Here is a 23376-nt window from a genome sequence, read left to right on the forward strand (position 1 = left end):
TGGTATGATCATACCTTTTCAAGAATAAATAGCAAATAGGACGTTCCGCTCGCAACCTATACATAAGGCCCCGGCCGGAAGGAGAGACGATGGCAAAGCTGAAGAGAAGATCCAGATGGTCGCTCCTGCTGATCCGCGAGGCCGATCGGCCGGTAAGTCGCTTTCAGTTTTCCCGCAAGACGGTTGTCGCCCTGCCTGCCGCAGCCGTACTTACCGTTGCCGGATGTTTCGTCTGGTCCGAGATGCAATCGCTGCAGCGCATTCACGAGCTGGAGGCCAGCCTCGCGAGCGAGTCGCAGTCGCTGGAGCAGACGGTCGAATCGAAGACGGAGGAGATCGCCGCGGTGCAAAAGGAGCTGGACCGGCTCACGTCCGAAGCGGCCAAGACGCAAGCGCGGATCGAGCAGCTGCATGCGCTGGAGAACAAACTGAAGACGTTCATCGACAAGTACGGGAGCAGCGCCAAGCTGCCGATGGATGCCGCAGCCAGCGCGGAAGGTCTGGCATCCGATGCGGACGGCGCGGCGATGGACGGCTTGTCCTTGCTGGCGTCTCAGGTGCCCGACGAGTTCGGGGAACTGTCCGCCCTGATCGACACGATGACGCTGACGATGGAGGCGTCCATGCAGCAAGCCGAGGAAAAGCGGCTCGAAGCCGCCTCCGTCCCTTCGGGCTGGCCGACCGTGTCCCGCCGGCTGACATCGGGCTTCGGCTACCGCACGGACCCGTTCACCGGGCGGTCAACCTACCATGCCGGCATCGATATCGCGGGCGAAACCGGCGACCCGGTCTATGCGGCGGGCGAAGGCACGGTGAAGGAGACCGGCTTTCACTCCGAGCGGGGGAACTACATTATCCTTACCCATCGGAACGGCGTCGAATCGTGGTATATGCACTTGCGGAAGATCGGCGTCAAGGAAGGCGAGAAGGTAGAACGCGGGGACTTGATCGGGCAGCTCGGCAACACGGGGAGGAGCACGGGACCGCATCTTCACTTCCAGGTCGTCGTCCAAGGCGAGCCGGTCAGTCCTCTCCCTTATCTGCGTCTGGTGAAGGAGGATTAATTGTCATGTTCAAAAAGAAGAAGAAACCGTCGCCCAGCACGACCGACACCTTGATTGGCGCAGGCACGGAGATGGAGGGCGCGCTCAAGTCGCAGGCCGGCATCCGCATCGAAGGCGTATTCAAAGGCGAGATCGACACCCGGGGAGACGTCGTCGTCGGCGCGAGCGGCGTGGCGAGGTCGAACGTCGCCGCCCGCGACGTGACGATTGCGGGCAAAGTGTACGGGGACGTGGTGACCAAGGGACGTCTGACCATCCTCTCCGGCGGCCAGTTGAACGGCAACTTGACCGCGGGCGTGCTCGTCATCCACGAGGGCGGCCAACTGAACGGCGTCAGCCACATGGAGCGCAGCGAGGCCAAGACGGCCGTTGCCGTCGACCCGGCGGCGGAGCGCGACAAGGCGGATAAGAAGGCGCGGCAGGCCGGGTGACGACAACGGCGGGGATGTGGTAATGGCTTGGTGATGGCAATGATTACAACAATAGGGCCAGGCATCCAGGTGCGGTTCAGCTAGCCGTTTTTTGGGGATATGCAACTCTTCTCTTTTCTCTTGAAAATGCAATGAGGGTTAAGCAGATGAATATGCCGCTTAACCCTCATTGTGTTACTATCAATCTCCTTTCGGATATGCCGGGAGAATAAGACGGAAAACCCGCCTTATTTCCTCGCAACCGCCCCCCTGAACGCCAAATAAGACGTCGGCATCAGGCATCGGCAACCTGCATCGGCATCAAGCATCGACGCCGCCCGCACTCGATTCCCCCCGCCGTGCAGCTCGCCCCTAACGCCAAAAAAATACGGCGTCCCGAAGGACGCCGTACTCCTGCTTACCGCTTAACCCGCCACGTCGCGCTTCGTGAATACCGTCCACGAGACGATGTTGAAGATGATGAAGTATACGGCGAGCACGCCGAGCGAGAAGGCGAAGGTCGTCGGATAGTTCGGCACCGGACTCCCTCCGTCCAAGTAGGAGGTCAAGCGGAGATGCGGGAACAGCACGTACTTGACCCAAGGTTTATCCGCTATCGCGAGCAAGCCCGATACAATACTGCCCGACAGCAGCAAGAAGATCGACAAACCGATCGCCAGGCCGCTGCTGCGGAACGCCGAGGAGAGCATGAAGCCGAAGGTGACGACCACGACGAGCGCGATGAACTGATCGAGATACGACATCAGCGCGTAAGCCCACGGAGACGAACCCGTAAGCGGCGAATTCGGCGGGATGAGCCCTGCCGGATCGGATACGTAGCCGAAGACGACGACGTTGATGAGCCAAGTGACGGCGAAGCCGACGACCGAGAAGAACAGCGCGAACAGCACGACCGAGATAAACTTGGACAGCAGGATCGAAGAGCGGCTCCAAGGTCGGATGAGCAGCAGCTTGATCGTGCCCATCGTGAACTCCCCGGCCACCGATTCGGCCGCCTTGACGACGGCGAAGATGGTGATGAGCTGGAACAGAATCTGCGACTCCAGGAGCATCATCTCCCAGTTGTTCAGCTTCTCTCCTTGGGAGAAGATCGAGAACAGGACGGTGAGGAGCACCGGCACCAGAACGACGAATCCCATCATGATCCAGGTGGCGATGCGGCGGTAGATCTTCATATTCTCGTTCCGGACGAGATTCCAAAAGTTAGCCAACGGTCTCCCCCCCGGTCACTTCGAGGAATTGGTCTTCCAGCGACTTGATCTTCGTGCGGATCGCGTAGACGCGAACGCCCGCCATGACAAGCCTGCGATTCAGATCCGCGATCGTCTCGCGGTCCGCGGTGACGGTGAAGCCGCCTTCCACGACGTTCGCCGCGCCGCGCCCTTCCAGCACGCCGATCGCGGCGTCCGGATGGTCGACCTCGAACAGCACTTCTTCCATCGCTTGGGACGTCTCCGCCGTCTCGCCGCGAAGCGAGCGGATATCGATGAGCTGCCCCTTCTGAATGATGGCGACCCGATCGCACATCAGCTCCATCTCGGACAGCAGGTGACTCGAGACGAATACCGCCGTCCCCTCTTCCCGGGACAAGCGTCGCAGATAGTCGCGCAGCTCCCGGATCCCCGCCGGATCCAAGCCGTTCGTCGGCTCGTCGAGGATGAGCAGCGACGGCCGGTGCAGGATCGCTTGGGCGACGCCCAGCCGCTGGCGCATGCCCAGCGAGTACTTCTTCACTTTGTCGTGGATGCGCCCTTGCAGACCGACGAGTTCGATGACTTCGTCGATGCGCTGCTTCGTGATGCCCCGGTTCATCCGCGCGAAGTGAACCAGGTTCTGATAACCTGTCAGAAATTTGTACATCTCCGGATTCTCGACGATCGCGCCGACGTGCGATACCGCTTGGGGGAACGCCGACTTCACGCTGTGTCCCGCGATGGAGATGTCTCCGCCGGACATCGTGATCAATCCGACCATCATGCGGATGGTCGTGGTCTTGCCCGAGCCGTTCGGCCCCAGGAACCCGAACACCTCCCCCGGGTTGACCTCCAGGGTGAGACGGTCGATGATCGTGCGGCTGCCGATCCGCTTCGATACGTTTTGCAGCCGTACGACAGGTGCTTGAGACATGAACTCCCCTCCGAAAACGAATGATGGATGCCGTAACCAGTACTAGTATACCAGCATCATTAACAATGTACCCAAACTTAAGGCTAGTCTTTAGCAGAACTTTAGGCTATGTCAGAGAGCTTGTCCTCGATCATACAAGTAAAAACGACTTCGCCGTCCCCAGAAGAGGGGCGAGACGTTTTTATCGGAGACCATTTTAGAGAAGTGAAACTTATACATTCTAAATGGTGAACAAGGCAGGCGGCAACCCGCCTGCCTATCCTTTGTCAGGACATGTAGTACACGATGCAGTAGCCCTTCCCGTTGAATTGATCGACGCTCGCCCCGCTGAGGAGCCTGAACTGCCGTTTGGCGTCGGAGGAGCAGACGTAGAAGAGCGTCGTATCCGACTTGAAGCCTGCGGAATGGGGCGTCGCCTGGACGGACGCCAACACCTGCGGCGTCGTCTCGCGGGTCTGCACCTTGAAGTCCGCGGCGTTGCCGGAGGTCACCGCTCCCGCGGGGGAGAACAGCACGACGCGGGTGACGATCGCGTTGAGCGGGAGGTTGAAGTCCTCGTAGCCTCCCCGTGCCGGAAGCTGGCCCGACGCCGTCTTGATGGACACGCTCCTCGTCTCCATCGCCGCCCGGTTCCCGACGGACGAGCCGACGTTGGTGTCGAAGATGGCCGTGACCGCGTTCGTGCCTTGGTACCGGCAATTGCGGAACCGCACGACCGGCTGCCCGCCCGGGTTCGCCGTCCCGGTATATACGATCATGTCGGTCGCGTTCGCGTATTGGCTGAACTCGCAGTTGGCGAACTCGGCGTTGTGCATATGGTCGAACGTATTGGTGGAGAAGACGAATTCGGCTTTGCCCATCAACATGCAGCCGTCGAAGCTGACGACCGGCATGTTGTCGTTGCCGGGCGCGAAGCGGGCGAATGTCCAATTCGCGGCCCGCTGTCCCGTCGTCGAGGTGTTGTCGACGGACACGAACTTGACCGAGCCGCTCGGCCACGCGCAATCGATCATCTTGCTCTTGTCCGTCCGATGCTCGATCCGCGTGCCCTGGCAGAGGAACCGGCACGTGCTGTAAGCATGCGCGCCTCCCTCCATGAGGAAAAACGTCCCCCCGTTCGCCCCGGAGTGAATGAGCGAGCCGCCCCAGACGTTGACGTTGCCGCCCTTGGTGAAGCGGCAGAAGTTGCCCTCCGACACCTCGAATTGGCAGGCGTAGAAGTTATAGTTGACGAATTGGTCCGACGTCTCCGCCCAGAAGAACGTCTCCCAGGTTCCCGAGATGCCGCAGTGGAAAAAGCTCATCTCCGAGTTGACGTTGCTGCCCGTCAGATGCAGGCCGTACCTCCAGGTTCCGGTCCAGTTCACGCGTTCGAACAAGTAATTCTGCGCGCCGCCGGACGAAAAGGAGTCCATGAAGGTGAGCCCCGCAGCCTTGGAGACGTCGCCCACGAAGTTCATGTCCCGAAAGGTGAGAAACAGCCAATTGTCCGTGTTCGTGATCAGAGCCTGATTGGCCGCGCCCGGCTGGAATACGATCTCCGTCGCGAAGTCTCCCGCCCCTTCGATCAGGAGCCCGCATGTCCGGGTAGGCGGTAACTGCAGGAAGACGTTCGGATCGTTAATGATGAGCCGTCCTCCCGGCAGCTTCAGCTTAACGCGCCCGACGCGGTTGTCGTTGGACGGCGTCGTCTCGATCGCCGCCAGGATCGCCGCGTTCGCGGAAGCGAATGCTTGGGCGACCGTTTGCCCCGCATCCAGATACGTCTGCAGATAGATGGTCGTCTTGTCCGGATTGCCGCTCGCTCCGCCGCTCGGCACGGCGAATGCGAGTTTGTCCTGCGTGATGGTCCCCTTGGCCAGCTTCGCCCCGGTCACGTGACCGTCACCGATCTTGGCTGTCGTGACGGAAGCGTTCGCAAGCTTACCCTCCGTAATCTGGCCGTCCACAATCTTAGCGTTCGTAATTGCGCCATCCGCGATCTTAGCGTTCGTAATCGCACCGTCGGCGACCTTGGCGTTGGTGACCGCGCCATTGGCGATCTTGGCGTCGGCAATCGCGCCGTCGGCGATTTTGGCGCTCGTGATTCCTCCGTCATTAATGGATACGGTTCCGTCCGCCACCGTCCTCCCGCCTCCCTTGCCTATTTCCCCACCGGAAATTCTCTATATTATATAAGCAAGTCCAAAAAATGGTTACAAAAACACGCAGGAGCTGGTTGCAAACGGCGATGCGGGGAGGACGCCTAGCCGCGGGGAAGGTTCAACCGATATATTCGATCAGGCAATACGCCGCCTTGTTGACTTGCGTGACGCCTTGGCCCGCGCAGAGCCGCAGCTTGGCCTTGGCTTCGGAATCGCATTCGAAGAACAGATCCTGGACGACGTTGAAGCCGCCGCTGCCCGGAGTGGCGAGGACCGAGGCGAGACGGGTCGGCGTCCCTTCCGAGGTCTCCAGCCAGTAGTCGGCCGCCTGCATGCCCGACATCGCTCCCTTGCGGCAGAGGAAGCGGACGTTCAGGATCACCGAGCCGACCGGCAGGCGGAACGGCTCCTTGCCGCCCGATATCGGGAATCCGCCTTCCGCGCCGCGTATGCTGACCAGCTTCTTGGACAACTGCGCGCGATTGCTGTGCTGGAAGCCTTGGTCCGAATCGAAGAAAGCCGTCTCGTGGTCGGCGATCGCGCTCCGGCAGTTGCGAAAGCGGACAACGGGCTGTCCGCCCGCGCGCTTGTCTCCCGGCGTCTCTTCGTTCGCGATCACGAGGAAGGAGTCGGCCGTCAACCCTTGCGCGAATTCGCAATTCTCGTACACGATATTGTGAGGGACGCCCCAAGACTCGTTGCCGTAGCGGTACGCGTGCTTGCCGGCCAGCACGCACCCTTGGAACGAGATGCTCGGCATCTTCTGCTTCTGCGACCGGAAGACGGCGTTCACGGAAGGCGCCAGGCGATAAGCCTGCGAAGCGGTGTCGCAGCTGACGAACGAGACCGTCCCGTCGCTCCACTCGCACTCGATCAGCCGGCTCTGGGCATTGCGATGCTCGAACCGCGCCCCGACGCAGAGGAACCGCTGCACCCCGAAGGCATGGTTGTCGCCGGACAGCTTGAAGAAGGTTCCGCCTTCCTTCGCGCTCGTGTGGATGAGGCTGCCGCCCCAGACGTTAATGTTCCCGCCCCTCTCGAACACGAGATAATCGCCCTGATCGACCTCGAATTGGCACGCGAAGAAGTTATAGTTCAGGAACTGGTCCGATCCTCCCTTGTTCGGCGCGTAGACGCCCCGCTTAATCTCGCCCGCGAAGTTGCAGTGAAACCAAGTCATCTCGCTGTTGTTGTTCGCGCCTTCGAGACGGAAGACTTCGTTCCACTTGCCGTTCCACAGGCAGCGCTCGAACGTGTAGTTCTGCGCGCCGCCTTCCGAGAAGGAATACATGAAGTTGTTGACCGGTTCCGTGGAGATGAATTCGATATCGGCGATCGTAAGGAACATCCAGGCGTCCTGATTCTGGAGCAGATAGCAGCCCGGCGTCTTGTTGCGGTAGACGATCTGAGTGACGCCCCTGCCCGCGCCTTGAATGACGAGGCCGAGCGTCTTCAGCTCGTACGATTTGCGCATGAGCGCTTCCGGCTTCGTCACCACGTAGCTGCCCGCGGGCACGTACAGCTTGACCCGCCCTCGATGCGTGTTGTCGCCGGCCGCCGAGGCCGCGGGATTCTGCACGGCCGCTTTCTCGATGAAGCTCAAAGCGCGTTGGAACGCGCCGGTGCTGTCCGTCTTGCCCGACGGATCGGCGCCGAAGTCGGCGAGGCTCGCGTAGATCTCCTCCTTCGGAACGCTGGCCGGTGCCGCCTCCACTTCATCCGCTGGCAGGAGGTTCCGGTGCAGCAGCCCGCCCGTGACCAGCGCCATGCCCGTCGCCGCCACACCGATCAGGAATTTCCTCCGGCTCGCCTGAAGGTCCGAAGCGGGCTGGTCAGGATCTGACTTCGATTCGTCTATCATGGCTCAATCTCCTCTCCTTCGATTCGTTTCGTTTGCCGTTCAGCAGCCTGGAGCAGCCGTACGGCACCAGCACCATGACGACATAAGTGCCGAAGCAATAGGCAAAGGCGTTCATCAGGTCGCCGCGGAGCAGGATGAACAAGTAGCCCGCGATCAGGCCGTGCGTATACCGGTTCTTGCTCACGCCCGCCTCCAGCTTGTTCACGAACAAGGCGAGAAGGACGGCGCCGATGACGACGCCCGTCCAGCCGAAGTTGGTGAAGAACTCGCTCGGCAGCGGGTTGGACAGGTTGTTGAAATTCAGCGTATATTGGCCGGAGACGAAGTCGCCGATCGCTTCGCCCGAACTGATCGGCTTCCCGCTCCAGATCTCCCGCGGCACGAAGAAGAGCAAGACCCCGAGCATCTGATAGCCGTAGGAATACCCGTGCATGGCGCAATACTTCATCGTCGCGGCCAGATTGGCGAAGGCGTCGAAGTGAAGCTCGGTCAGCTGATCGAACATCAAGTGATAGAGCGAGGGAGTCTCGTAGCCGGAGATGCCGTACCGGAACATGTTGAGGAACGGGAAGACGAACAGGAGCCCCGTGAAGATGATCCAGATGAAGTGGCTCGGCTTCAGCTTCATGTAGTAGAAGAGATAGACGATCAAGATCAGGCAGAAGCCGATATAGAATCGCGTCGTGTTGAACGGGCTCAGTTGGTGAACCATCACGATCGTGGCGATGTACAGCTTGAAAGTGTTGTACGCCGTCTTGTTCCTGCGCCTGCGGTCGAACGTGAATATCCAGTTGGCGAAGACGATGCCTTGGCAGGAGATGGAGAACAGGAGCACGGCCGACTTGTTCGAGACGACCCGGCTGTAGTCCGCCAGCCCCATGAAGTAATCCAGCTTGAACAGGGCCACCGTGAAGGCGAAGATCACGAACGCCAGGAGGAAGTAGGCGGTCCGGATCCGGTCGTGGATGCGTTCGAGACCGTTGCTTGGGGCGCCGCTCGGAACGTCGCCTCCGGACTGCCGGTCCTGCTGCCGCTTGGATCGGAACAGCAGGAACGTGAAGTTCCAGAGGCAGACCACGATATTGGCCATCCAGACGTCTTCCGCCCGGATCGGCATCGTATTGGGGAAGACCGGCCCGTAATTCAGCTGCACCACCGGCGCGAGGAAGAAAAACATATAGACGAACACCCAGATGATCGTGTCCAGGTTCAACTTCTTCGTGCGCGTGGCGCCGTAGAAGCCGATCGCGATGCAGATCAAGTTCAGCAGAAACGTGGTCAGCAGCAGGCCGCCCTGCTTCCACTCCGCCGTATTGGCGTACGCCAGCGCAGCGTTGCCAAGGACGAATACGAAGATCATGTACAGCCGCAGCATCGTTCGCTCCTTCCCGCCGCAGAGCGCTTACGCGCCGCCTACGACTTCCTCATAGATTCCCGCCAGCTTCCGGCCGAACGCTTCGGGCTGGAGCGACCGCACGCTCTCCTGGCCGCGAAGGCCGATCCGGACGGCGTCCTCGGGGTGCTCGATCAGCGCCAGCAGCGCGGCTTCAAGCGCCTCCGCATTGCGTGGCTCGACCAGCAGACCGTTGTCGCCGTGCGTCACGATATCCTCGATCCCCTCGCCCTTGCAGCCGATGACGGGAATGCCGAACGACATCGCTTCGGCATACACGATGCCGAACGCTTCGTCCCAGCTGGGCAAGCAGAACACCGCGGCTTCCGAGAGACGCTCCATGGCCTCGCCGTGCGACAGCATGCCGGTGAACGTGACTTGGCCATCGATGCCCAACTGCTCGGCCATGCGCATCAGCGCCGGCAGCTCCCGCCCCCCGCCGATGAGGATCAGCTCGTAGTCGGCATGCGTCCGGACGACGCGCGAGAACGCCTGCAGCAGGTAGTGAACGCCCTTGCGCTCGATCATGGACGCGATGAGCACGATTCGCCGCCGGCGGGATTTCGTCGCGTGACCCTGGGTCCAGAACGTGTTGAAGAGCAGCTCGAGCCGCTGCTCCGGCACGTCCGGCGTCAAGTTTCGCTTCACCCTGCTGCTCACGACGAACACCTTTTTGGCCTCGGCGACGACCGCTCTCGACAGCACGCGGTTGTACCCTTCCTCCGAGAAGCTGTTGAAGCGGTCGACGTCATGCAGCGTCAAGACGTACGGAATGCCGTACCGGCGATGCAGCTGATAGGCGATCGCCCCGTCCGGGAACAGATTGTGCGCGTGCAGCACCTGGTACTTCCCGAAGTCCAGCTTCTTGGCCAGACTGCTCGCGAGCCATCTCGTCTGAATCCCCAGCATGCGGAACAGGAACCGGTCCAGGAACGAATTCGGCTTGGTACGGAGCAGCTTGGGATGGTGCACCTTCACCCCGTCCAGGTTCACGGTATCGGGGATGAGCGCGTAATCCCGCACCTTGGCGGAGAGCACCCCCGCGATATGCGGCACGTAGGGCACCGCGCTCACCACCTCGACGTCGACGCCGCGGGCCGTCAAGGCCAGCGCTTGCTGGTGGGCCCAGATGCCGAGATACGGGGTGTTTTTCTTGGGATAGGCCCACGAGAGAAAGAGTACGTTCATGCCAGTCGTTCCCTCCACGAAGCCCGGGCGGCCGCTATCCTTTGCTAACGGCGGCCTGGCTCCTTCTTTTTCTCACGTTGAACTTGGCGGACAGCTTGTCGTACACGAACCCGATCTCTTGGATGCCGAGCCACTTCACGAGCAAGAAGTACAGGAGCAGGCTGCCGCAGAGCGACAGCAGTAGGAAGACGGGACCCGCGTGCTGCGCGGCGGGAACGGTCATGATCGCTTGGTAGCCGAGCCTCGCCGCCACGGCGGACAAGATCGCGGACGATCCGATCTTCACGACGTAGCCGATCGGGAGCCCGATCCGATTGCCCTTATCCATCCGGATATACTGCAAGATCAGGAAGGATAGCGAAGCCACCATGGCGACGGCGGTCGAGAGGACGATCCCCATATGCTTGAGCCGGGGAATGAGCGCAAAGCAGGAGCCGATAAAGACGGCCATATAGATGAGCGAGGTGAAGATCGGGACCTTCATCTTCTCCTGGCCGAAAAACAGCTTCATGAAAAATTCCCGGACGGGGATGACCAGGATGCCGATGGACAGCACCAGGAAAGCGATCGACGTCATCTCCGTCGCCTTCTGGTCGAACGCTCCGCGTTCGAGCAGCAATTGGATCAGCTGCGGCGCGAAGGCCATGCACGTGAGCATGATCGGCGCGAGCAGCAGCGACAAGCTCTTGACCGTCGTCGTTACGATCTCGTTGTAGTCCCGTTTCCGGCGTTCGGCGATCAGCGTGACGACCGTCGGATACGTCGCGCTGATCAGCGCCGTGCCGAACAGCGTGACGGGCAGCATGACGAACCGGTTGGCGTAATTGATCGAGGACGCGCTCCCCGGATCCAGGTAGGCCGCGAAGTACCGCGTGGCGAATACGATGGCTTGATCGATGGTCACGAGGCCGATGATCGGCAGAGACATCGCGACGAGCCGCTTCAGATGCTCGTCGCGCCAGGTCAGGTGCAGCCGGTACCGGACGCCCATGCGCCGCATGACCGGCCACTGGACGACGACTTGAAGCGCCGTGCCGATGACGAAGCCGATGGCGACGGAGTAGATGCCGAGCGAACGGTGAAAGGCGACCATGAAGCCGATGACGACGAGATTGTTCATCACGGTGAGCAGCGCGGGCATCGTGAAGTGGTTCATGCTGTTGAGGACGGCCGACTGGGCATAGGAGAGGCCGAAGAACAGGATGCTCGGCAGCAGAATCCAGAAGAGGCGCTCGATCGTCTGATGGCTGGCGGCGTCGATGGCGAAGAGAGAAGCCACTTGATCGCTGAGCGCGTAGAGCCCCGCCGTGAGGAGCAGGACGATGACGACGACCCAGTTCATGGCGTTGCTGAACAGGTTCGAAGCTTCCTCTTCGTTCTCGACGCGCTTCTTGATGAACAGCGGGATGAAGCCGCCCATGAGGATGCCCCCGAAGAAAGACAGCACGATGGAGGGGATCGTATTGGCGAACAGATAGGCGTCCATATCGACGTTGGCGCCGTAATATGCGGCGGAGAGCACTTCCCGCCCCAACCCCAGCACGCTGCTCAAGAGATTGCCGGCGAATAGGATGAAGGCGCCGGAATAGATGGTTTTCGCGTTCATGGCATTCCCTCTTCTTCAGCTTGTTGAGACCGCGCGCCTGCGCGCGAGCAGTTCCTCGTAGACTTCGGTCGTACGCTGCACGTATTGGTCTCTCGTGAATTCCCGGCGGAACACTTCTCTTCCGCGACGGCCCATCTGCCGGTACTCGAGCGAGAACAAGCGGACGATCGCCGCCCTCAACGCCTCGCTGTCCTGCGGGGGCACGATCAGTCCCGTCCCTTCCCGCACCATCTCCGGGACGCCTCCGACGTCCGTCGCGATGACCGGCAGGCCGGCGTCCATGCCTTCGAGGATGACGGTCGGGAAGATGTCGTACACCGAGGGCAGAACGAGCGCGTCGCTCTCGCGCAGCAGCTCGGGCACGTCCCGGCGCAGGCCTAGCATGAAGACGGTGCGTTCCAAGCCTTGCGATTCGATCCGCTTCTGCAGCGTTTGCTTGTAGGGCATCTCGTGCTCGAACGCCACGTCGCCGACGATCACGAACTTCAGTCGCGGCTCCGTTTCCTTCAGCGCCGAAGCGGCTTCGATGAGGTACTCGAGCCCCTTCATCGGCGACAGGCGCGCGACGGCGATGACGATCCGGTCGTCCGGCGAGAGTCCCAACTGATCTCGGAGATCCGTTCGCGCGGCCACCGGCGCCTCTTGGACGGCGATGCCGTTGTAGATCTTGGTCAGCTTGTCGGATTCCCGGTTGAACCAGCGGAACATGATCTTGCTGCGCTCGCACAGCACGATGACCTTGTCGTTGAACGCATGGTCTAGCCAAGCGACGAACCGATAGGCGAACAGCGGCTTTCGGGCGAGCTCGTGGACCGTTTGGACCGTCGGGATGCCCAGGCATTTGCCGACCAGGTTGGCCCCGATGGCTTCCATCTTGTGCGAGTGAATGAGGTCGATGCCATAGGTGCGAACGATCGCCCGGATCGCGCGGAGCGAGCGGAGCAGGATCCATAGATTGCGGAAATAGTAGGCCGCGTCCGTCGGCTTGCCGAACACGGCAAGGGGACCGAACAGCACTTCGGCCCCCAGCGCCTCGTACTTGGCGACGTAGGGAGACGGTCCGCTGAGCAGCACGTACGACCGGTACCGCTCGGGGTCGAGCCCGGCGATCAGCTGCAGCAGCACCGAGTCGACCCCGCCGACGTGGCTGGCGTAGGGCTGAATGAACAAGATCCGGATCATGACGCGTCCCTCCTTCCCGGCTATACCAGCCGGAACTGGATGTGATGCCGCTCCGCCAGCTCGCAGAACCGGTCGGAGATGACCTTCACGTCCGGTTTGAGCATCAAGCTGTCGAAGATGAAGATATCCATGCTGTTGTCCGTCCGGCACAAGTCGTAGAGGTTCAAGATCGCCGTGCTCCCGAAGGAGAACAGGTTGAGCTTGCGGATCTTGTGCTTGACGATGATCAGGTAGAGCAGCTCGCTCGGAAGCTGCTTCGGCAGGATCGCGAACCGCCCTTCGTCGGCGTCGACGGCCAGCTTCTCGCCCGGATGCTGCTTCAGGAATACCGGCGAACGGTCGTCTCCGGTCGCCTGCGCGACCTTGCCCAGCATCTCGCGGACGTAACCGGGTCGATCGGGCATCTCGTCCAGGAACGGATCGGTGAGGATGACCGAGATGACCTCCTGGCCGGCGACCAGCGCATCGATCTCCGCGAGCTCCGGGTAGAGCGCGTAGCACTCCTTCGCGATCTCCGGCAGCTCCAGGAACGCGCTGAAGGCGAGCGGCAGATGGCGCGCTTTGCGCCGCAGCGGGTTGCGTCGGTCTGCGAGGATCAGACCGGGCCGCTGCAGCCAGATCGCTTCGATCCATCTGACGCTGCCGAAGTAGCCGCCCGGCAATCCGAGCATCGGCGCGATTTTCTTCAACAGCTTCATATGCCACTTCGTATGGGTGCTGTTGTTGATATAATTGCCGAATCCTTCCTCGTAGAGGGAAGCCCGTTTGCCCGCGCTCGCGAAGTTGCGGATGATCGCGTACTCGACGGCCACGAAGTCGTGGGCGACGAACGCCTCGTCATAGTCTGCGATATCGGCCAGGACGGGCGGCAGCAGCTTGCGCCAATGCTGGTAGAAGAAGAACTTGCGGACCGGGCCTAGCCCCAGCTTGTATTGATCCACCCGATCGTCTTCAATGTAGAACACTTGCTCCCAGACGCGGGATTCCCGGACCTTGACGCTGAAGTCGGCCGCTTCGTGAAAGTGGTCGATGATGACGATGTCGCATCGCCCGAGGCGCTGTCCTTCCTTGATCAGCCGGGCCATCAAATATTGGTAAGGTTTCGTGCATACGAACAGAACCTTGCCGCCGCGTTCGCGATTGCGGCCGCGATCGGGCGTCGCCTTCATGACCATTGCCGTCTTCTCCTTTTGGCGGACTGGTGGAACCGGTTGTCGCTATCGGAAACCCAGCTTGGAGAGCGCCGCGACGACCGCCTCCGGCAGCAGCCCCTTGATCAGCCGCCTTAGCAGCAGCTTCGGACCCACGGGCGGCCGGAAGGCCCTCCACTCGGTCATGGAGAGATATCGATAGTAGTCGCGCTTGCGGGGGTGCGCGTTGTCGAACTGCCACGGCTTCGAAGTGCCCGTAAAGTGCACGACGGCCGGATCCCTCGTCGCTAGGCGCACCCGCTCGCGGTCGCGACCGGACAAGGCGGAAGCCTCTTTGCCGAACATGTTGCGCTGCACGTTCCACCTCGGGTGCAGCTCCAGCCACCTGTCGTGAAGCACGGCGTTCAGGCCGTCCTGATCATGGTATATAAGCCTGTGCCGGTTCTCGCGCAGGAAGCACAGCACGTCATGGGTGATGCGGAGCCGGTTCCATTCCCGGATTTGGATCAGCAGGACGCCGGAGTTGAAGTACTTGGCGTTTGCGGGCATGAAAAGGTCCGCCAACCGCTCGTGCCCGCCCAGATCCTCGACCGCCGCAATGGGGTGGTCCTTCATGTCCGTCTGCCACAGCTCGGAGATGTCGTCCACGACGAGCAGGTCGCAGTCGAGATAAATGACGCGATCGATCTCCCTGTCCCGGAACAGCTCGGGAATCGCCAGGCGGTAGTAGGTGGCTTGGGTGATGTGCCTGCCGTCCGCGATATACAGATCGCTGAAGGCCGACTGGTTCACCTGAATGAGCTCGACCTCCGCCCCGAACGCGTGCATCGTCTGCTCCAGCCGGCTCCGCTCGGCCTCGTCGATGCCGCCGTCGATGACGAAGAACCGGGCGCGGAAGCCTTGGCTTAGATTGACTAGCAGCGACGCGAAGGCGACGGCTAGATGCTGAACGTACAAATTATCCGTACTGGCGACGATGGATATCGTCTCGATCTCGATCATCCGTCTTCATTCCCTCGCGAGTTCGTATTGGGGCGAGCCGTCGATCCAAGCATGCAATAAGTCCGCATGGCGGTTCACCATGCGCTCCATCGTATAGAGCCGGGAGAGCTCCCGGCTCTTCCGCCCGAAGCGCTGCCGGAGGATCTCGTCTCCGGCGAGCCGCTCGCAGCGGTCGGCCAGCGCGGCGGCGTCGTCCGCGTCGACGAGATAGCCGTTCTCTCCTTCCGCGACGAGATCGAGAGCCGCGCCGGCCATCCGCGTGGAGACGATCGGCAGGCCGAAGGCGGCTGCCTCGTTGACCACGAGACCCCAGACGTCGTATCGGGTCGGCATCGCGAATAGATCCGCTACTTTGAAGTAGGGGATCAATTCGGACTTAGACATGAACGGCTTGATCCGGACGTTCGCGAGTCCCCGCTCGCGGATCAGCGTCTCGTAGCGTTCCCGCTCGGGACCGCCCCCGATGAGCAGCAGGCTGACGTCCCCCCTCCGCATCCGGGCGAACGCCTCCAGCAGGACGTCGAAACCCTTGCGCGGCACGAATTGTCCCACGGCGAGGATGACCGTCTCCTGCAATCCCTCCTCCCGCTTCAGCCTAGCCCTCTCCTCGCGCGCGAGCGGAGCCAGCTCCTCCTCGGAGAACGAGACGGACGAGAACGGATATTCGTAGATGCGGCTGGGCTGGGCGCCGTAGTGCGTCAGATACCGCGTGCAGTTGCTGCCCGAGGACAGCCAGCCCGAGGCGGAGGAGATGAGATAGGACTTGAACTTCCGCAGCAGCCCGGGCTCGCTGGCCGGGAATCCGCCGTCCGAGCTGAGTAGGAACGGGCGCTTGCGCAGCTTCAGCCAGTGGATGGCGAGCATCTCGGTCGGCGAGCTGTATCCGCCGATCACGTAGACGTCGAAGCGCTCCGCCCGCAAGGCCCGCAGCACCGATAGATTCGTATGTTTGTCCAGCCCGAACGTCCTTCCGGGCAGGAACTTGTAGCGGAAGCCGAAGCGGCGTTCGTCCGTCTCCCATTCCCGGTTGGCTTCGTTCCTCGCCTCGAACCAAACGGTCAGGTCGCACAGGCGTCCCAACCGGTTGAAGAAATCGACCCGGTAAGGGGACGGAATATTCGTCAAGAACAATACTTTCATCCGACTCTCTCCTTCGCGGGGACGCGCTTGCCGGGCACGAGCCCGAACAACGCGATGACAAGCAGGGTGATCGCGATGCCGACGACGGCGCCCAGCGTATCGAGCAGCGCGTCCGCCGCCATCGGCGTCCGGCCGCTCACGAACGATTGATGGTACTCGTCGCCGGCCGCGAACAGGAAGCAGAGGACGACGGTGAGCGGGACCAGCGCTCGCTTGCGGCGGAAGACGTAACGCAGCGCGAGCAGCAGCAGCGAGCCCAACACCGCGTACTCGGTCAGATGGGCCGCCTTGCGGATGAAGAATTCGGTGAAGGCCGCCGTTCCGAGCGCCTCGATGCTGATCGGGTGACCGCCGTACCGGATGCGGACCCAGGAGAAGTAACGGCGCATCCGCTCCTCGGACAGCACTTGCCCCAGCCAGGGCTTGAGCGTCTGTTGTTCGTAGGTCTGGGAGGAGAAGAGGAAGATGACCAGCATCCATGCGGCAAGCAGCAGCCCGGATAGCGCCTTCCCCATCGTCAGAGCAGATCCCAGCTGAGCGGCGTTCCCGCGCGCGCTCCCTTGGACAAGGCTTTGCCGAGGAACAGGTCGAGATGCTTGGGCGCGAGACCGTATCCCGGCCGGATGATCCGGACATTGTCCTCGGACAGCATTTCGCCGGGCGCGACGTCCCGGCTGATATAGAGGGAGCGCCGGAACTTCAGCGACTGCCGCTCCTTGTCGCTGAGGCCGTAATGCACCGAACCGAGCGACTGCCAGGCCCGCTCCGTCTCTATGACCAGGCTGCGCAATTCGTCCGGCTCGAGCGAGAACGCCGCATCCACGCCGCCGTCGGCGCGGGACAGCGTGAAGTGCTTCTCGATGACCGTCGCGCCGAGCGCCACGCTGGCGACGGCCGCCCCGATGCCCTGGGTATGGTCGGACAGCCCGACCTCGCAGCCGAACAGATCGCGCAGATGCGGGATCGTATGCAGGTGGCTGTCGGCCGGGGAGGCCGGGTAATCGCTCGTGCACTTGAGCAGGATGAGATCCCGGCACCCGGCCTCTCTCGCGGTCGTCACGGTCTCTTCGAGATCGGAGATCGTCGCCATCCCCGTCGAGACGATCAGCGGCTTGCCGGTCGCGGCCACGCGGCGGATCAGCGGAAGATCGTTGTTCTCGAAGGAAGCGATCTTGTAGAAAGGGACGTCCAGCGATTCCAGGAAGTCGACCGCCTTCGGGTGGAACGGCGTGCTGAACGGGATGAGGCCGAGCGCCCGGCAGCGTTCGAAGATCGGCGCGTGCCATTCCCACGGCGTATGCGCCTTCTCGTACAGGGCGTACAGCGACTCTCCCCGCCATAGGCTGTCCGCGTCCCCGATGTAGAAGTCTCCCTCGCTGAGCGGCAACGTCATCAAGTCCGCGGTATACGTCTGAAGCTTCAGCGCGTGCGCGCCGGAAGCCGCCGCGGCCTCCACGATCCGGAGCGCCGTCTCGAGCGATTGGTTGTGATTGCCCGACATCTCCGCGATGATGAAGGGCGCATGTCCCGCCCCTATCGGACGGTCGCCCAGTCGGATCTCTGCCATGTTCCTCACCTGCCTTTCTCGACTTTGACCAAGAACGTCTGCCCATCCAATTCGAAGTAGCAGGGATAGCGGTCGTTGTCCGCCACCCGCATCAGCCGGAACTGCTCCCGAATCGAACGGTCGGGGTCGAGCCTGCTGTCCGCGGGCCCTCTGCGGGAATAGAACGTCGCTTCCCCTTGCTGCGTGACGCCTTCGCGCAGCACGTCCGGGTACCGCGCCAGAAATTCCTCGCACAGCTCGAACGTCGCCGCGGCCAGCTGCCTCCGCATCTCGTCGATCAGCTCCGTGCCGCGGAACGCCATCGTCCGCCGGCCGTAGATCGGCCCGCTGTCCACCTTCTCCGCCGCCTCGAACAGCACGACCGGGATCTCGTCCTTGCCCTCCAGCACCTGCCAGGTCAAGGGAGACCAGCCTTTGCCTCTGGGCAGGTCGCTGGCGTGAACGACCAGATTGTTCGCATGGAGCGCCAGCCGCTCCGGGGAGACCAGTTGCTCGCACCCGAGGAAAAACGCGACGTCTCCCGGCTCCAGCTCGGCCGCGTCGTGAATCCAGACGATGTCCTCCGCGTAGGCTTTGAGCGCAGGGAGCCAGACTTGAAGATACGCGTTTATCCAGTTGCGGCGGTCGGACACCACCGTTACTTGCGGGATTCTGCCCATGCTCTCATCTCCTTTGCCACTGCTGCCGCTCCGAGCCCGTCTACGGCCGCCATGCCCGCGTCGGACATGCGCCGCAGCGCGTCCTCGTCCTCCGCGAGACGCCGGACGGCTTCGCGCAATCGCCGTTCGCTCACGTCGGACGCGAACCCCAGATAAGCGATCATCCCTGCCTGGGCCGCCTGCTCGGCCAGCGCGACCTGGTTGTCGGCCGTGGCCACAATGACCGCAGGCAGTCCCAGACAGCCCCGCTCCCACGTCGTCGAGCCGCCGGAACCGACGGCGAGATCGTGCTCGGCCATCAAGGCGGCCACGTCTTCCGTATGCGCGATGAACCGCGTTTGCGGCAGCCGGCCGCACAAACGCTCGATCCGCTCCCGCATCGGATTGAGCTGGCCCGCGAGGACCGTCAGCCGCGCCCCGGCTTCCGCCATCGGCTCCAAGGCGGCGAGCGCCTTCAGCGTCTCGCCCGTCCGATCGGCGCCTCCGAAGGAGACGAGCAGCCGCTCGGCCTTGCCGCCGCGCCGCACGGTCGGCCGCCGCTCGGCGAACGCCTCCCGGAGCAGCGCGTACCGGGGGCCGAGGAGCAGGCGGGTCCCCGCGTCTACCCGCGAAGCGTACCTCGCTTCGGGCCGATCGCTCAGGTTCTGGTCGAGCAGCAGGTCCGCGTCGTGCGGCCGGTCGGCCAGATCGTCGATCGCCATCACTCCGCCCGCATAGGGCCGCAACGCCGATTCGTAACGCCGATCGAGCGCGTAGTGGTCGACGACGAGCCAATCCGGCCGCTCGGCCTGCGCGAGCAGGCACGCGATCGTCTGCGCCGCGTCCTCGCGCCAGCTCGCCTCCAGCCAGCCCGCGTGCGGCGGGAGTCCCGCCTCCGAACGGACGGCCGCGCCGAGATCCGCCGCGGGCGGCAGCGCGTGGACGGGGTAGCCCCGGTCCCGGATGTAAGGAATGAGGTTCCCTGTCAGTTCCCTGCAGACGAACGCGACGTCCGCGGTCCCGGACCGGCGCAGCGCGTCGGCCAGCGTCAGGCAGCGCATCACGTGTCCCGTGCCGATCTGCAGCGAGGCGTCCGCCCGGATCGCGATCCGAATCATCGCGCCGACGTCTCCGGGACGCACGCGCGGATGACGCTTCGAACGGCGCGGATGACGTCATCGACGTCCTCGTCGGTCATCGCGGGGAAGAGCGGAAGGGTAAGGATGCGCTCGTACAGCCATTCGGCGTTCGGACACAGTCCGCGCGCGTATCCGAGATCGCGGTAATAAGGATGCAGATAGACGGGGATGTAGTGCAGGTTCGCTCCGACGTTCTCGCGATGCAGCCTCTCGAACACTTCGTCGCGTCCCGCCCGGAGCTGCTCCAGGTTCAGCTGCAGCACGTAGAGATGCCAGGACGACTCGCCCTCTCCGTCCTGGTACGGCGTCACGACTTCGTCGAGGCCGCCGAACGCCTCGTCGTACCGGCGCGCGATGGCTCTCCGCCTCGCCACGAAGCGATCCAGCTTGTCGAGCTGGCTGTCCGCTAGCGCGGCTTGAAAGTCGGTCAGCCTGTAGTTGAAGCCGAGCGACTGCATCTCGTAATACCAAGCGGGGGCGTCCTTCGCCTCCAGCCGGGCGCGGTCCCGTACGATGCCGTGGTTGCGGAAGTCCGTCAGCTTGCGGTAATAGCGCTCGTCGTTCGTCGCGATGACGCCGCCTTCGCCGGCCGTCACGTGCTTGACCGGATGGAGGCTGAACATCGTCATGTCCGCCGCGGAGCCGACCGGCCGGCCCCGGTACGAGGCGCCCAGCGCGTGGGCGGCGTCCTCGATGAGGGGAATGCCGCGCGCTTCCGCCATCGCTTTGAGCGCCGAGAGGCGCGACGGCTGGCCCGTGAAGTCGACGGTAACGATCGCTTTGGTCCGTTCGTTCAGCAGCGGTTCGACGGCCGTCGGATCCAGATTGTACGTGCGGGGATCGATATCCGCGAACACCGGTTTCCCGCCTAGATACAGCACGGCGTTCGCCGATGCGGCGAACGTCATCGGCGTCGTGACCGCTTCGTCGCCCGGTCCGATGCCGGCAGCCTGACAGGCGCCGTGGAGCGCGGCCGTACCGTTCGAGAAGGCGACCGCGTACGCGGCGCCTACCGCTCGGGCGAACTTCGACTCGAACTCCGGCACGAGCGGCCCCGTCGTCAGGTAGTCCCCGCGAAGGACCGCCGTCACGGCCTCGATGTCCCGCTCGTCGATCCATTGCCGCCCGTAGGGCAGCCAGGTCTCTCTCCGGTAAGGCCGCGCGCTCATGCGTACTCTCCCAGATACTGCCGGATCTCTTCGTCGGTCAGCCAATGCGTGTTCGTGTGGCTGCTATAGCTGAACCGCTCGTGCAGCGGGACGCCGCCGTATCCTTCCTGGCCTTCCAGCCAGCCGGGGAACTCGGGCGTGATGATGAAGTAATCGTCGAACTCCACCGTCTTGCGGGCGTCGTCTTCCGTGATCATCGCTTCGTGCAGCTTCTCGCCCGGACGGATGCCGATGAACTCCATCCGGCAGTCGGGCGCGATGATCCGGGCCAGGTCCGTAATCTTGACGCTGGGGATCTTCGGCACGAAGATCTCGCCGCCCTTCATCCGGATCAGACAGTCGCGGACGAACTGGACGCCTTGGTCCAACGTGATCCAGAAACGGGTCATCCGCTCGTCGGTGATCGGCACCCGCCCGGACTGCCGCATCTTGTGGAAGAAAGGGATGACGCTCCCCCGGCTGCCGACGACGTTCCCGTAGCGGACGACGGAGAATCGGGTCGGCTTGTCGCCGACGTAAGCGTTCGCCGCCACGAACAGCTTGTCGGAAGCCAGCTTCGTCGCTCCGTAGAGGTTGATCGGGTTGGCCGCCTTGTCCGTGCTGAGCGCGATGACCCGGTGCACCGACCGGTTGATCGCCGCGTCGATGACGTTCTGCGCGCCCAGGATGTTCGTGCGGACCGCTTCGATGGGGTTGTACTCGCAGGCCGTCACATGCTTGAGCGCGGCTGCGTGGATGACGATATCGACGCCGTCGAAGGCGCGATTCAGACGCTCCAGGTCCCGTACGTCGCCGATAAAGAACCGCATTCTCGGATCCGTGAATTCCTGGCTCATCTCATACTGCTTCAGTTCGTCCCGGCTGAATACGATGACCTTGCGAACATCCAAGTCGAGCATCTTGCGCACGAACTTCCTTCCGAATGAACCGGTTCCCCCGGTGACCAGCACGACTTTGCCCTGAACGTCCATCGTCCGTCTTCCCCTTTGCCCTTCCAAATTGACATGCAAGGAATTGCTTTTCTATCTATAATGATACATATTGTAGCAACTTAAGTCAAGCTTTTCCTCTACATTTTGTATCAACAAACAACATATTCTCGGAAAATTACCGGTTCAATACGACCCCGATCACGTCGGCATCCGCCAGCTCGAGCTTCGCGATCGCCTGCCGTCCTTCCGCTCTCGTCACGCGCCCGGGACGAACGACGAGCACGATCCCGTCGCTCAGGGCGGCGATGAACTGCGTGTCGGAGCTGCCCAGGACGGATGCGGAATCGACGATGATCATGTCGAAGCGCGTTCGCAGCCGCTCCAGCAGCCGCGCGAACCGTTCCGAAGCCAGCATCTCCGAGGGGAATGCCGTCGGCGAGCCTGCGGCGAGCAGCGACAGGCCGGGATAGGCGTCCGTCTGGACGGCCTGTTCCCAATCCGATTCCTCGGAGAGCAGGTCGGTTATGCCTTGGCGCGCAGAAACGTTGAAATAACGGTGCAGCTCGGGCTTGCGCAGATTCGCGTCGACGAGCAGCGTCCGCTTGCCCATCTGAGCGTACAGTACGGCCAGATTGCCTGCCGTCATGGTCTTGCCCTCGCCTTCGCCGGCGGACGTGACGAGGATGACGCGCATCTCCCGGTCGCGCGAGGCGAATTGGATATTGGCCCGCAGGGTGCGGTACGCTTCGGCATGCCGGGAACTGGGCGTCGCCGCCGCGATCAGCTTATGCTTGTTGGTTGACGCCGACATGGAGCGAGTCACCTGCCACATTTTTTTGGGAAGCGCCGGCCGAACCTCTCAGCTCCGACGCCTTGATCCGCGAGACGCGCGCCAGCGTAGGCTTGCCGAGGTAAGCGAATACGTCCTTCTCCGTCCGGATCTTGTCGTCCCAATATTCCCGGAGGAAAATGAGCCCGATCGAGCAGACGAGGGAGAGCGCGACGGCGGCCATGAGCTTTTTGGTCAGGCTGAGCGAACGGTCCGGGAGGCGGTCGGTCAGCTTGGCCTGGCTCAGAATGTTGATGTTGTCCACGTTCAGGATCTTCGGGATCTCCTCGCGGAACACTTCCGTCACGGCGTTGACGATGGCCGCGGCCTTGATCGCCGAGGAATCCTCCACCGACAGGGTCATGACTTGCGACTTCTCGGTCGAGCCGACTTGAAGCTTGCCGCGCAGCTCCTCGTCCGTCAGACCGAACTCGGGATGCTTGGCGACGACCTTCTCCATCATGGAGGAGGTCATGAGAATCTCCTTGTAAGTATCGATTAGCATGATATCCGACGTGATCTGATTAACGTCCACGCCGCTTACGCCTTCGACGGGCCTGGACGTCTTGACGATGACCTTCGTCGTTGCCTCGTAACTCGGCACGGCATACAGCTTGTGCTGCGCGTAAGCCCCTCCGCAGAACAGGACGGCCAACAATCCGATGATCCATGCCCTTCGAATCAGCAGCCGAATGTAGGCCTTCAACTCCGGCTCGTGCAGTTCGCCGGCGGCTTCGCGCGGATCCATAGCTGTCACTCCCTTTGATACATTTAGTATCTTTTATACCCCTCACTTTACGATACAATTAGTAA

21 protein-coding genes are annotated in these 23376 nt (G+C 62.3%); 2 read left to right on the forward strand and 19 right to left on the reverse strand.

Annotated features, from left to right (window positions below; translation table 11 throughout):
* The first annotated feature begins 89 nt into the window (after positions 1-89).
* Positions 90-1064, forward strand: coding sequence for a peptidoglycan DD-metalloendopeptidase family protein (locus H7C19_RS13385; RefSeq protein WP_185143155.1), 975 nt, complete (start codon positions 90-92; stop codon positions 1062-1064).
* A 5-nt stretch (positions 1065-1069) separates the two neighbouring features.
* Positions 1070-1495 (forward strand): bactofilin family protein, encoded by a 426-nt coding sequence (locus tag H7C19_RS13390; RefSeq protein ID WP_185143156.1) that lies wholly within the window; start codon positions 1070-1072, stop codon positions 1493-1495.
* A 404-nt stretch (positions 1496-1899) separates the two neighbouring features.
* Here the strand turns inward: H7C19_RS13390 and H7C19_RS13395 are convergent, their stop codons facing one another.
* From H7C19_RS13395 to H7C19_RS13485, 19 genes are all read right to left on the reverse strand, one after another.
* Entirely contained in the window at positions 1900-2706 is an 807-nt protein-coding gene (locus tag H7C19_RS13395; protein WP_185143157.1) for an ABC transporter permease, read from the reverse strand.
* A complete protein-coding gene (locus H7C19_RS13400; RefSeq protein WP_185143158.1) occupies positions 2699-3622 on the reverse strand; it encodes an ABC transporter ATP-binding protein in 924 nt (307 codons plus the stop codon). Before H7C19_RS13400 ends, H7C19_RS13395 begins: the two co-directional genes overlap by 8 nt.
* A gap of 266 nt (positions 3623-3888) precedes the next feature.
* Entirely contained in the window at positions 3889-5745 is a 1857-nt protein-coding gene (locus H7C19_RS13405) for a hypothetical protein (protein WP_185143159.1), read from the reverse strand.
* 139 nt (positions 5746-5884) lie between these two features.
* The gene (locus H7C19_RS13410) at positions 5885-7627 is read right to left on the reverse strand and encodes a glycosyl hydrolase family 28-related protein (protein ID WP_185143160.1); all 1743 of its coding nucleotides are present in this window, start codon (positions 7625-7627) and stop codon (positions 5885-5887) included.
* Complete coding sequence (locus tag H7C19_RS13415) at positions 7599-8987, reverse strand: O-antigen polysaccharide polymerase Wzy (protein WP_221469236.1); 1389 nt, start codon at positions 8985-8987, stop codon at positions 7599-7601. The genes H7C19_RS13410 and H7C19_RS13415 overlap by 29 nt, the downstream gene beginning before the upstream one ends.
* Positions 8988-9029: 42 nt before the next feature.
* Positions 9030-10208 carry a glycosyltransferase gene (locus H7C19_RS13420; RefSeq protein ID WP_185143162.1) on the reverse strand — a complete coding sequence of 393 codons (1179 nt, stop codon included), beginning with the start codon at positions 10206-10208 and terminating at the stop codon, positions 9030-9032.
* Positions 10209-10242: 34 nt separating this feature from the next.
* On the reverse strand, positions 10243-11814 hold the full coding sequence (gene murJ, locus H7C19_RS13425; protein WP_185143163.1) for a murein biosynthesis integral membrane protein MurJ: 1572 nt from the start codon (positions 11812-11814) through the stop codon (positions 10243-10245).
* Positions 11815-11829: 15 nt separating this feature from the next.
* Positions 11830-12996 (reverse strand): glycosyltransferase family 4 protein, encoded by a 1167-nt coding sequence (locus H7C19_RS13430; RefSeq protein ID WP_185143164.1) that lies wholly within the window; start codon positions 12994-12996, stop codon positions 11830-11832.
* A gap of 20 nt (positions 12997-13016) precedes the next feature.
* Positions 13017-14171, reverse strand: a complete 1155-nt coding sequence (locus H7C19_RS13435; RefSeq protein WP_185143165.1) for a polysialyltransferase family glycosyltransferase — start codon at positions 14169-14171, stop codon at positions 13017-13019.
* A 42-nt stretch (positions 14172-14213) separates the two neighbouring features.
* Complete coding sequence (locus H7C19_RS13440) at positions 14214-15149, reverse strand: glycosyltransferase family 8 protein (RefSeq protein WP_185143166.1); 936 nt, start codon at positions 15147-15149, stop codon at positions 14214-14216.
* A gap of 6 nt (positions 15150-15155) precedes the next feature.
* Positions 15156-16289, reverse strand: coding sequence for a glycosyltransferase family 4 protein (locus tag H7C19_RS13445; RefSeq protein ID WP_185143167.1), 1134 nt, complete (start codon positions 16287-16289; stop codon positions 15156-15158).
* Entirely contained in the window at positions 16286-16804 is a 519-nt protein-coding gene (locus H7C19_RS13450; protein ID WP_185143168.1) for a VanZ family protein, read from the reverse strand. The genes H7C19_RS13445 and H7C19_RS13450 overlap by 4 nt, the downstream gene beginning before the upstream one ends.
* 2 nt (positions 16805-16806) lie before the next feature.
* Positions 16807-17856: a pseudaminic acid synthase gene (gene pseI, locus H7C19_RS13455; protein WP_185143169.1), complete on the reverse strand. Its 1050-nt coding sequence runs from the start codon at positions 17854-17856 to the stop codon at positions 16807-16809.
* Between the two features lie 5 nt (positions 17857-17861).
* Positions 17862-18515, reverse strand: a complete 654-nt coding sequence (locus H7C19_RS13460; RefSeq protein WP_221469237.1) for a formyl transferase — start codon at positions 18513-18515, stop codon at positions 17862-17864.
* Complete coding sequence (gene pseG, locus H7C19_RS13465) at positions 18494-19612, reverse strand: UDP-2,4-diacetamido-2,4,6-trideoxy-beta-L-altropyranose hydrolase (RefSeq protein WP_185143170.1); 1119 nt, start codon at positions 19610-19612, stop codon at positions 18494-18496. The genes H7C19_RS13460 and pseG overlap by 22 nt, the downstream gene beginning before the upstream one ends.
* Positions 19609-20802: a UDP-4-amino-4,6-dideoxy-N-acetyl-beta-L-altrosamine transaminase gene (gene pseC / locus H7C19_RS13470; RefSeq protein ID WP_185143171.1), complete on the reverse strand. Its 1194-nt coding sequence runs from the start codon at positions 20800-20802 to the stop codon at positions 19609-19611. Before pseC ends, pseG begins: the two co-directional genes overlap by 4 nt.
* Positions 20799-21773: a UDP-N-acetylglucosamine 4,6-dehydratase (inverting) gene (pseB, locus tag H7C19_RS13475; RefSeq protein ID WP_185143172.1), complete on the reverse strand. Its 975-nt coding sequence runs from the start codon at positions 21771-21773 to the stop codon at positions 20799-20801. The genes pseC and pseB overlap by 4 nt, the downstream gene beginning before the upstream one ends.
* A 136-nt stretch (positions 21774-21909) precedes the next feature.
* Positions 21910-22545 carry a CpsD/CapB family tyrosine-protein kinase gene (locus tag H7C19_RS13480; protein ID WP_185143173.1) on the reverse strand — a complete coding sequence of 212 codons (636 nt, stop codon included), beginning with the start codon at positions 22543-22545 and terminating at the stop codon, positions 21910-21912.
* A complete protein-coding gene (locus tag H7C19_RS13485) occupies positions 22520-23311 on the reverse strand; it encodes a YveK family protein (RefSeq protein WP_185143174.1) in 792 nt (263 codons plus the stop codon). Before H7C19_RS13485 ends, H7C19_RS13480 begins: the two co-directional genes overlap by 26 nt.
* Positions 23312-23376: the final 65 nt, after the last annotated feature.

Source organism: Cohnella nanjingensis, assembly GCF_014212125.1.
GTDB lineage: Bacteria > Bacillota > Bacilli > Paenibacillales > Paenibacillaceae > Cohnella > Cohnella nanjingensis.

Bases quoted from the DNA above. Each gene is read 5' to 3' on its own strand.
- pseI (WP_185143169.1), bottom strand. From the start codon at position 17,856: ATGGCAGAGATCCGACTGGGCGACCGTCCGATAGGGGCGGGACATGCG.
- pseB (WP_185143172.1), bottom strand. From the start codon at position 21,773: ATGGACGTTCAGGGCAAAGTCGTGCTGGTCACCGGGGGAACCGGTTCA.
- H7C19_RS13445 (WP_185143167.1), bottom strand. From the start codon at position 16,289: ATGAAAGTATTGTTCTTGACGAATATTCCGTCCCCTTACCGGGTCGAT.
- pseC (WP_185143171.1), bottom strand. From the start codon at position 20,802: ATGAGCGCGCGGCCTTACCGGAGAGAGACCTGGCTGCCCTACGGGCGG.
- H7C19_RS13390 (WP_185143156.1), top strand. From the start codon at position 1,070: ATGTTCAAAAAGAAGAAGAAACCGTCGCCCAGCACGACCGACACCTTG.
- H7C19_RS13435 (WP_185143165.1), bottom strand. From the start codon at position 14,171: ATGGTCATGAAGGCGACGCCCGATCGCGGCCGCAATCGCGAACGCGGC.
- H7C19_RS13440 (WP_185143166.1), bottom strand. From the start codon at position 15,149: ATGATCGAGATCGAGACGATATCCATCGTCGCCAGTACGGATAATTTG.
- H7C19_RS13480 (WP_185143173.1), bottom strand. From the start codon at position 22,545: ATGTCGGCGTCAACCAACAAGCATAAGCTGATCGCGGCGGCGACGCCC.
- murJ (WP_185143163.1), bottom strand. From the start codon at position 11,814: ATGAACGCGAAAACCATCTATTCCGGCGCCTTCATCCTATTCGCCGGC.
- H7C19_RS13460 (WP_221469237.1), bottom strand. From the start codon at position 18,515: ATGGGCAGAATCCCGCAAGTAACGGTGGTGTCCGACCGCCGCAACTGG.
- H7C19_RS13385 (WP_185143155.1), top strand. From the start codon at position 90: ATGGCAAAGCTGAAGAGAAGATCCAGATGGTCGCTCCTGCTGATCCGC.
- H7C19_RS13450 (WP_185143168.1), bottom strand. From the start codon at position 16,804: ATGGGGAAGGCGCTATCCGGGCTGCTGCTTGCCGCATGGATGCTGGTC.
- H7C19_RS13485 (WP_185143174.1), bottom strand. From the start codon at position 23,311: ATGGATCCGCGCGAAGCCGCCGGCGAACTGCACGAGCCGGAGTTGAAG.
- H7C19_RS13410 (WP_185143160.1), bottom strand. From the start codon at position 7,627: ATGATAGACGAATCGAAGTCAGATCCTGACCAGCCCGCTTCGGACCTT.
- H7C19_RS13400 (WP_185143158.1), bottom strand. From the start codon at position 3,622: ATGTCTCAAGCACCTGTCGTACGGCTGCAAAACGTATCGAAGCGGATC.
- H7C19_RS13420 (WP_185143162.1), bottom strand. From the start codon at position 10,208: ATGAACGTACTCTTTCTCTCGTGGGCCTATCCCAAGAAAAACACCCCG.
- H7C19_RS13430 (WP_185143164.1), bottom strand. From the start codon at position 12,996: ATGATCCGGATCTTGTTCATTCAGCCCTACGCCAGCCACGTCGGCGGG.
- H7C19_RS13415 (WP_221469236.1), bottom strand. From the start codon at position 8,987: ATGATCTTCGTATTCGTCCTTGGCAACGCTGCGCTGGCGTACGCCAAT.
- pseG (WP_185143170.1), bottom strand. From the start codon at position 19,612: ATGATTCGGATCGCGATCCGGGCGGACGCCTCGCTGCAGATCGGCACG.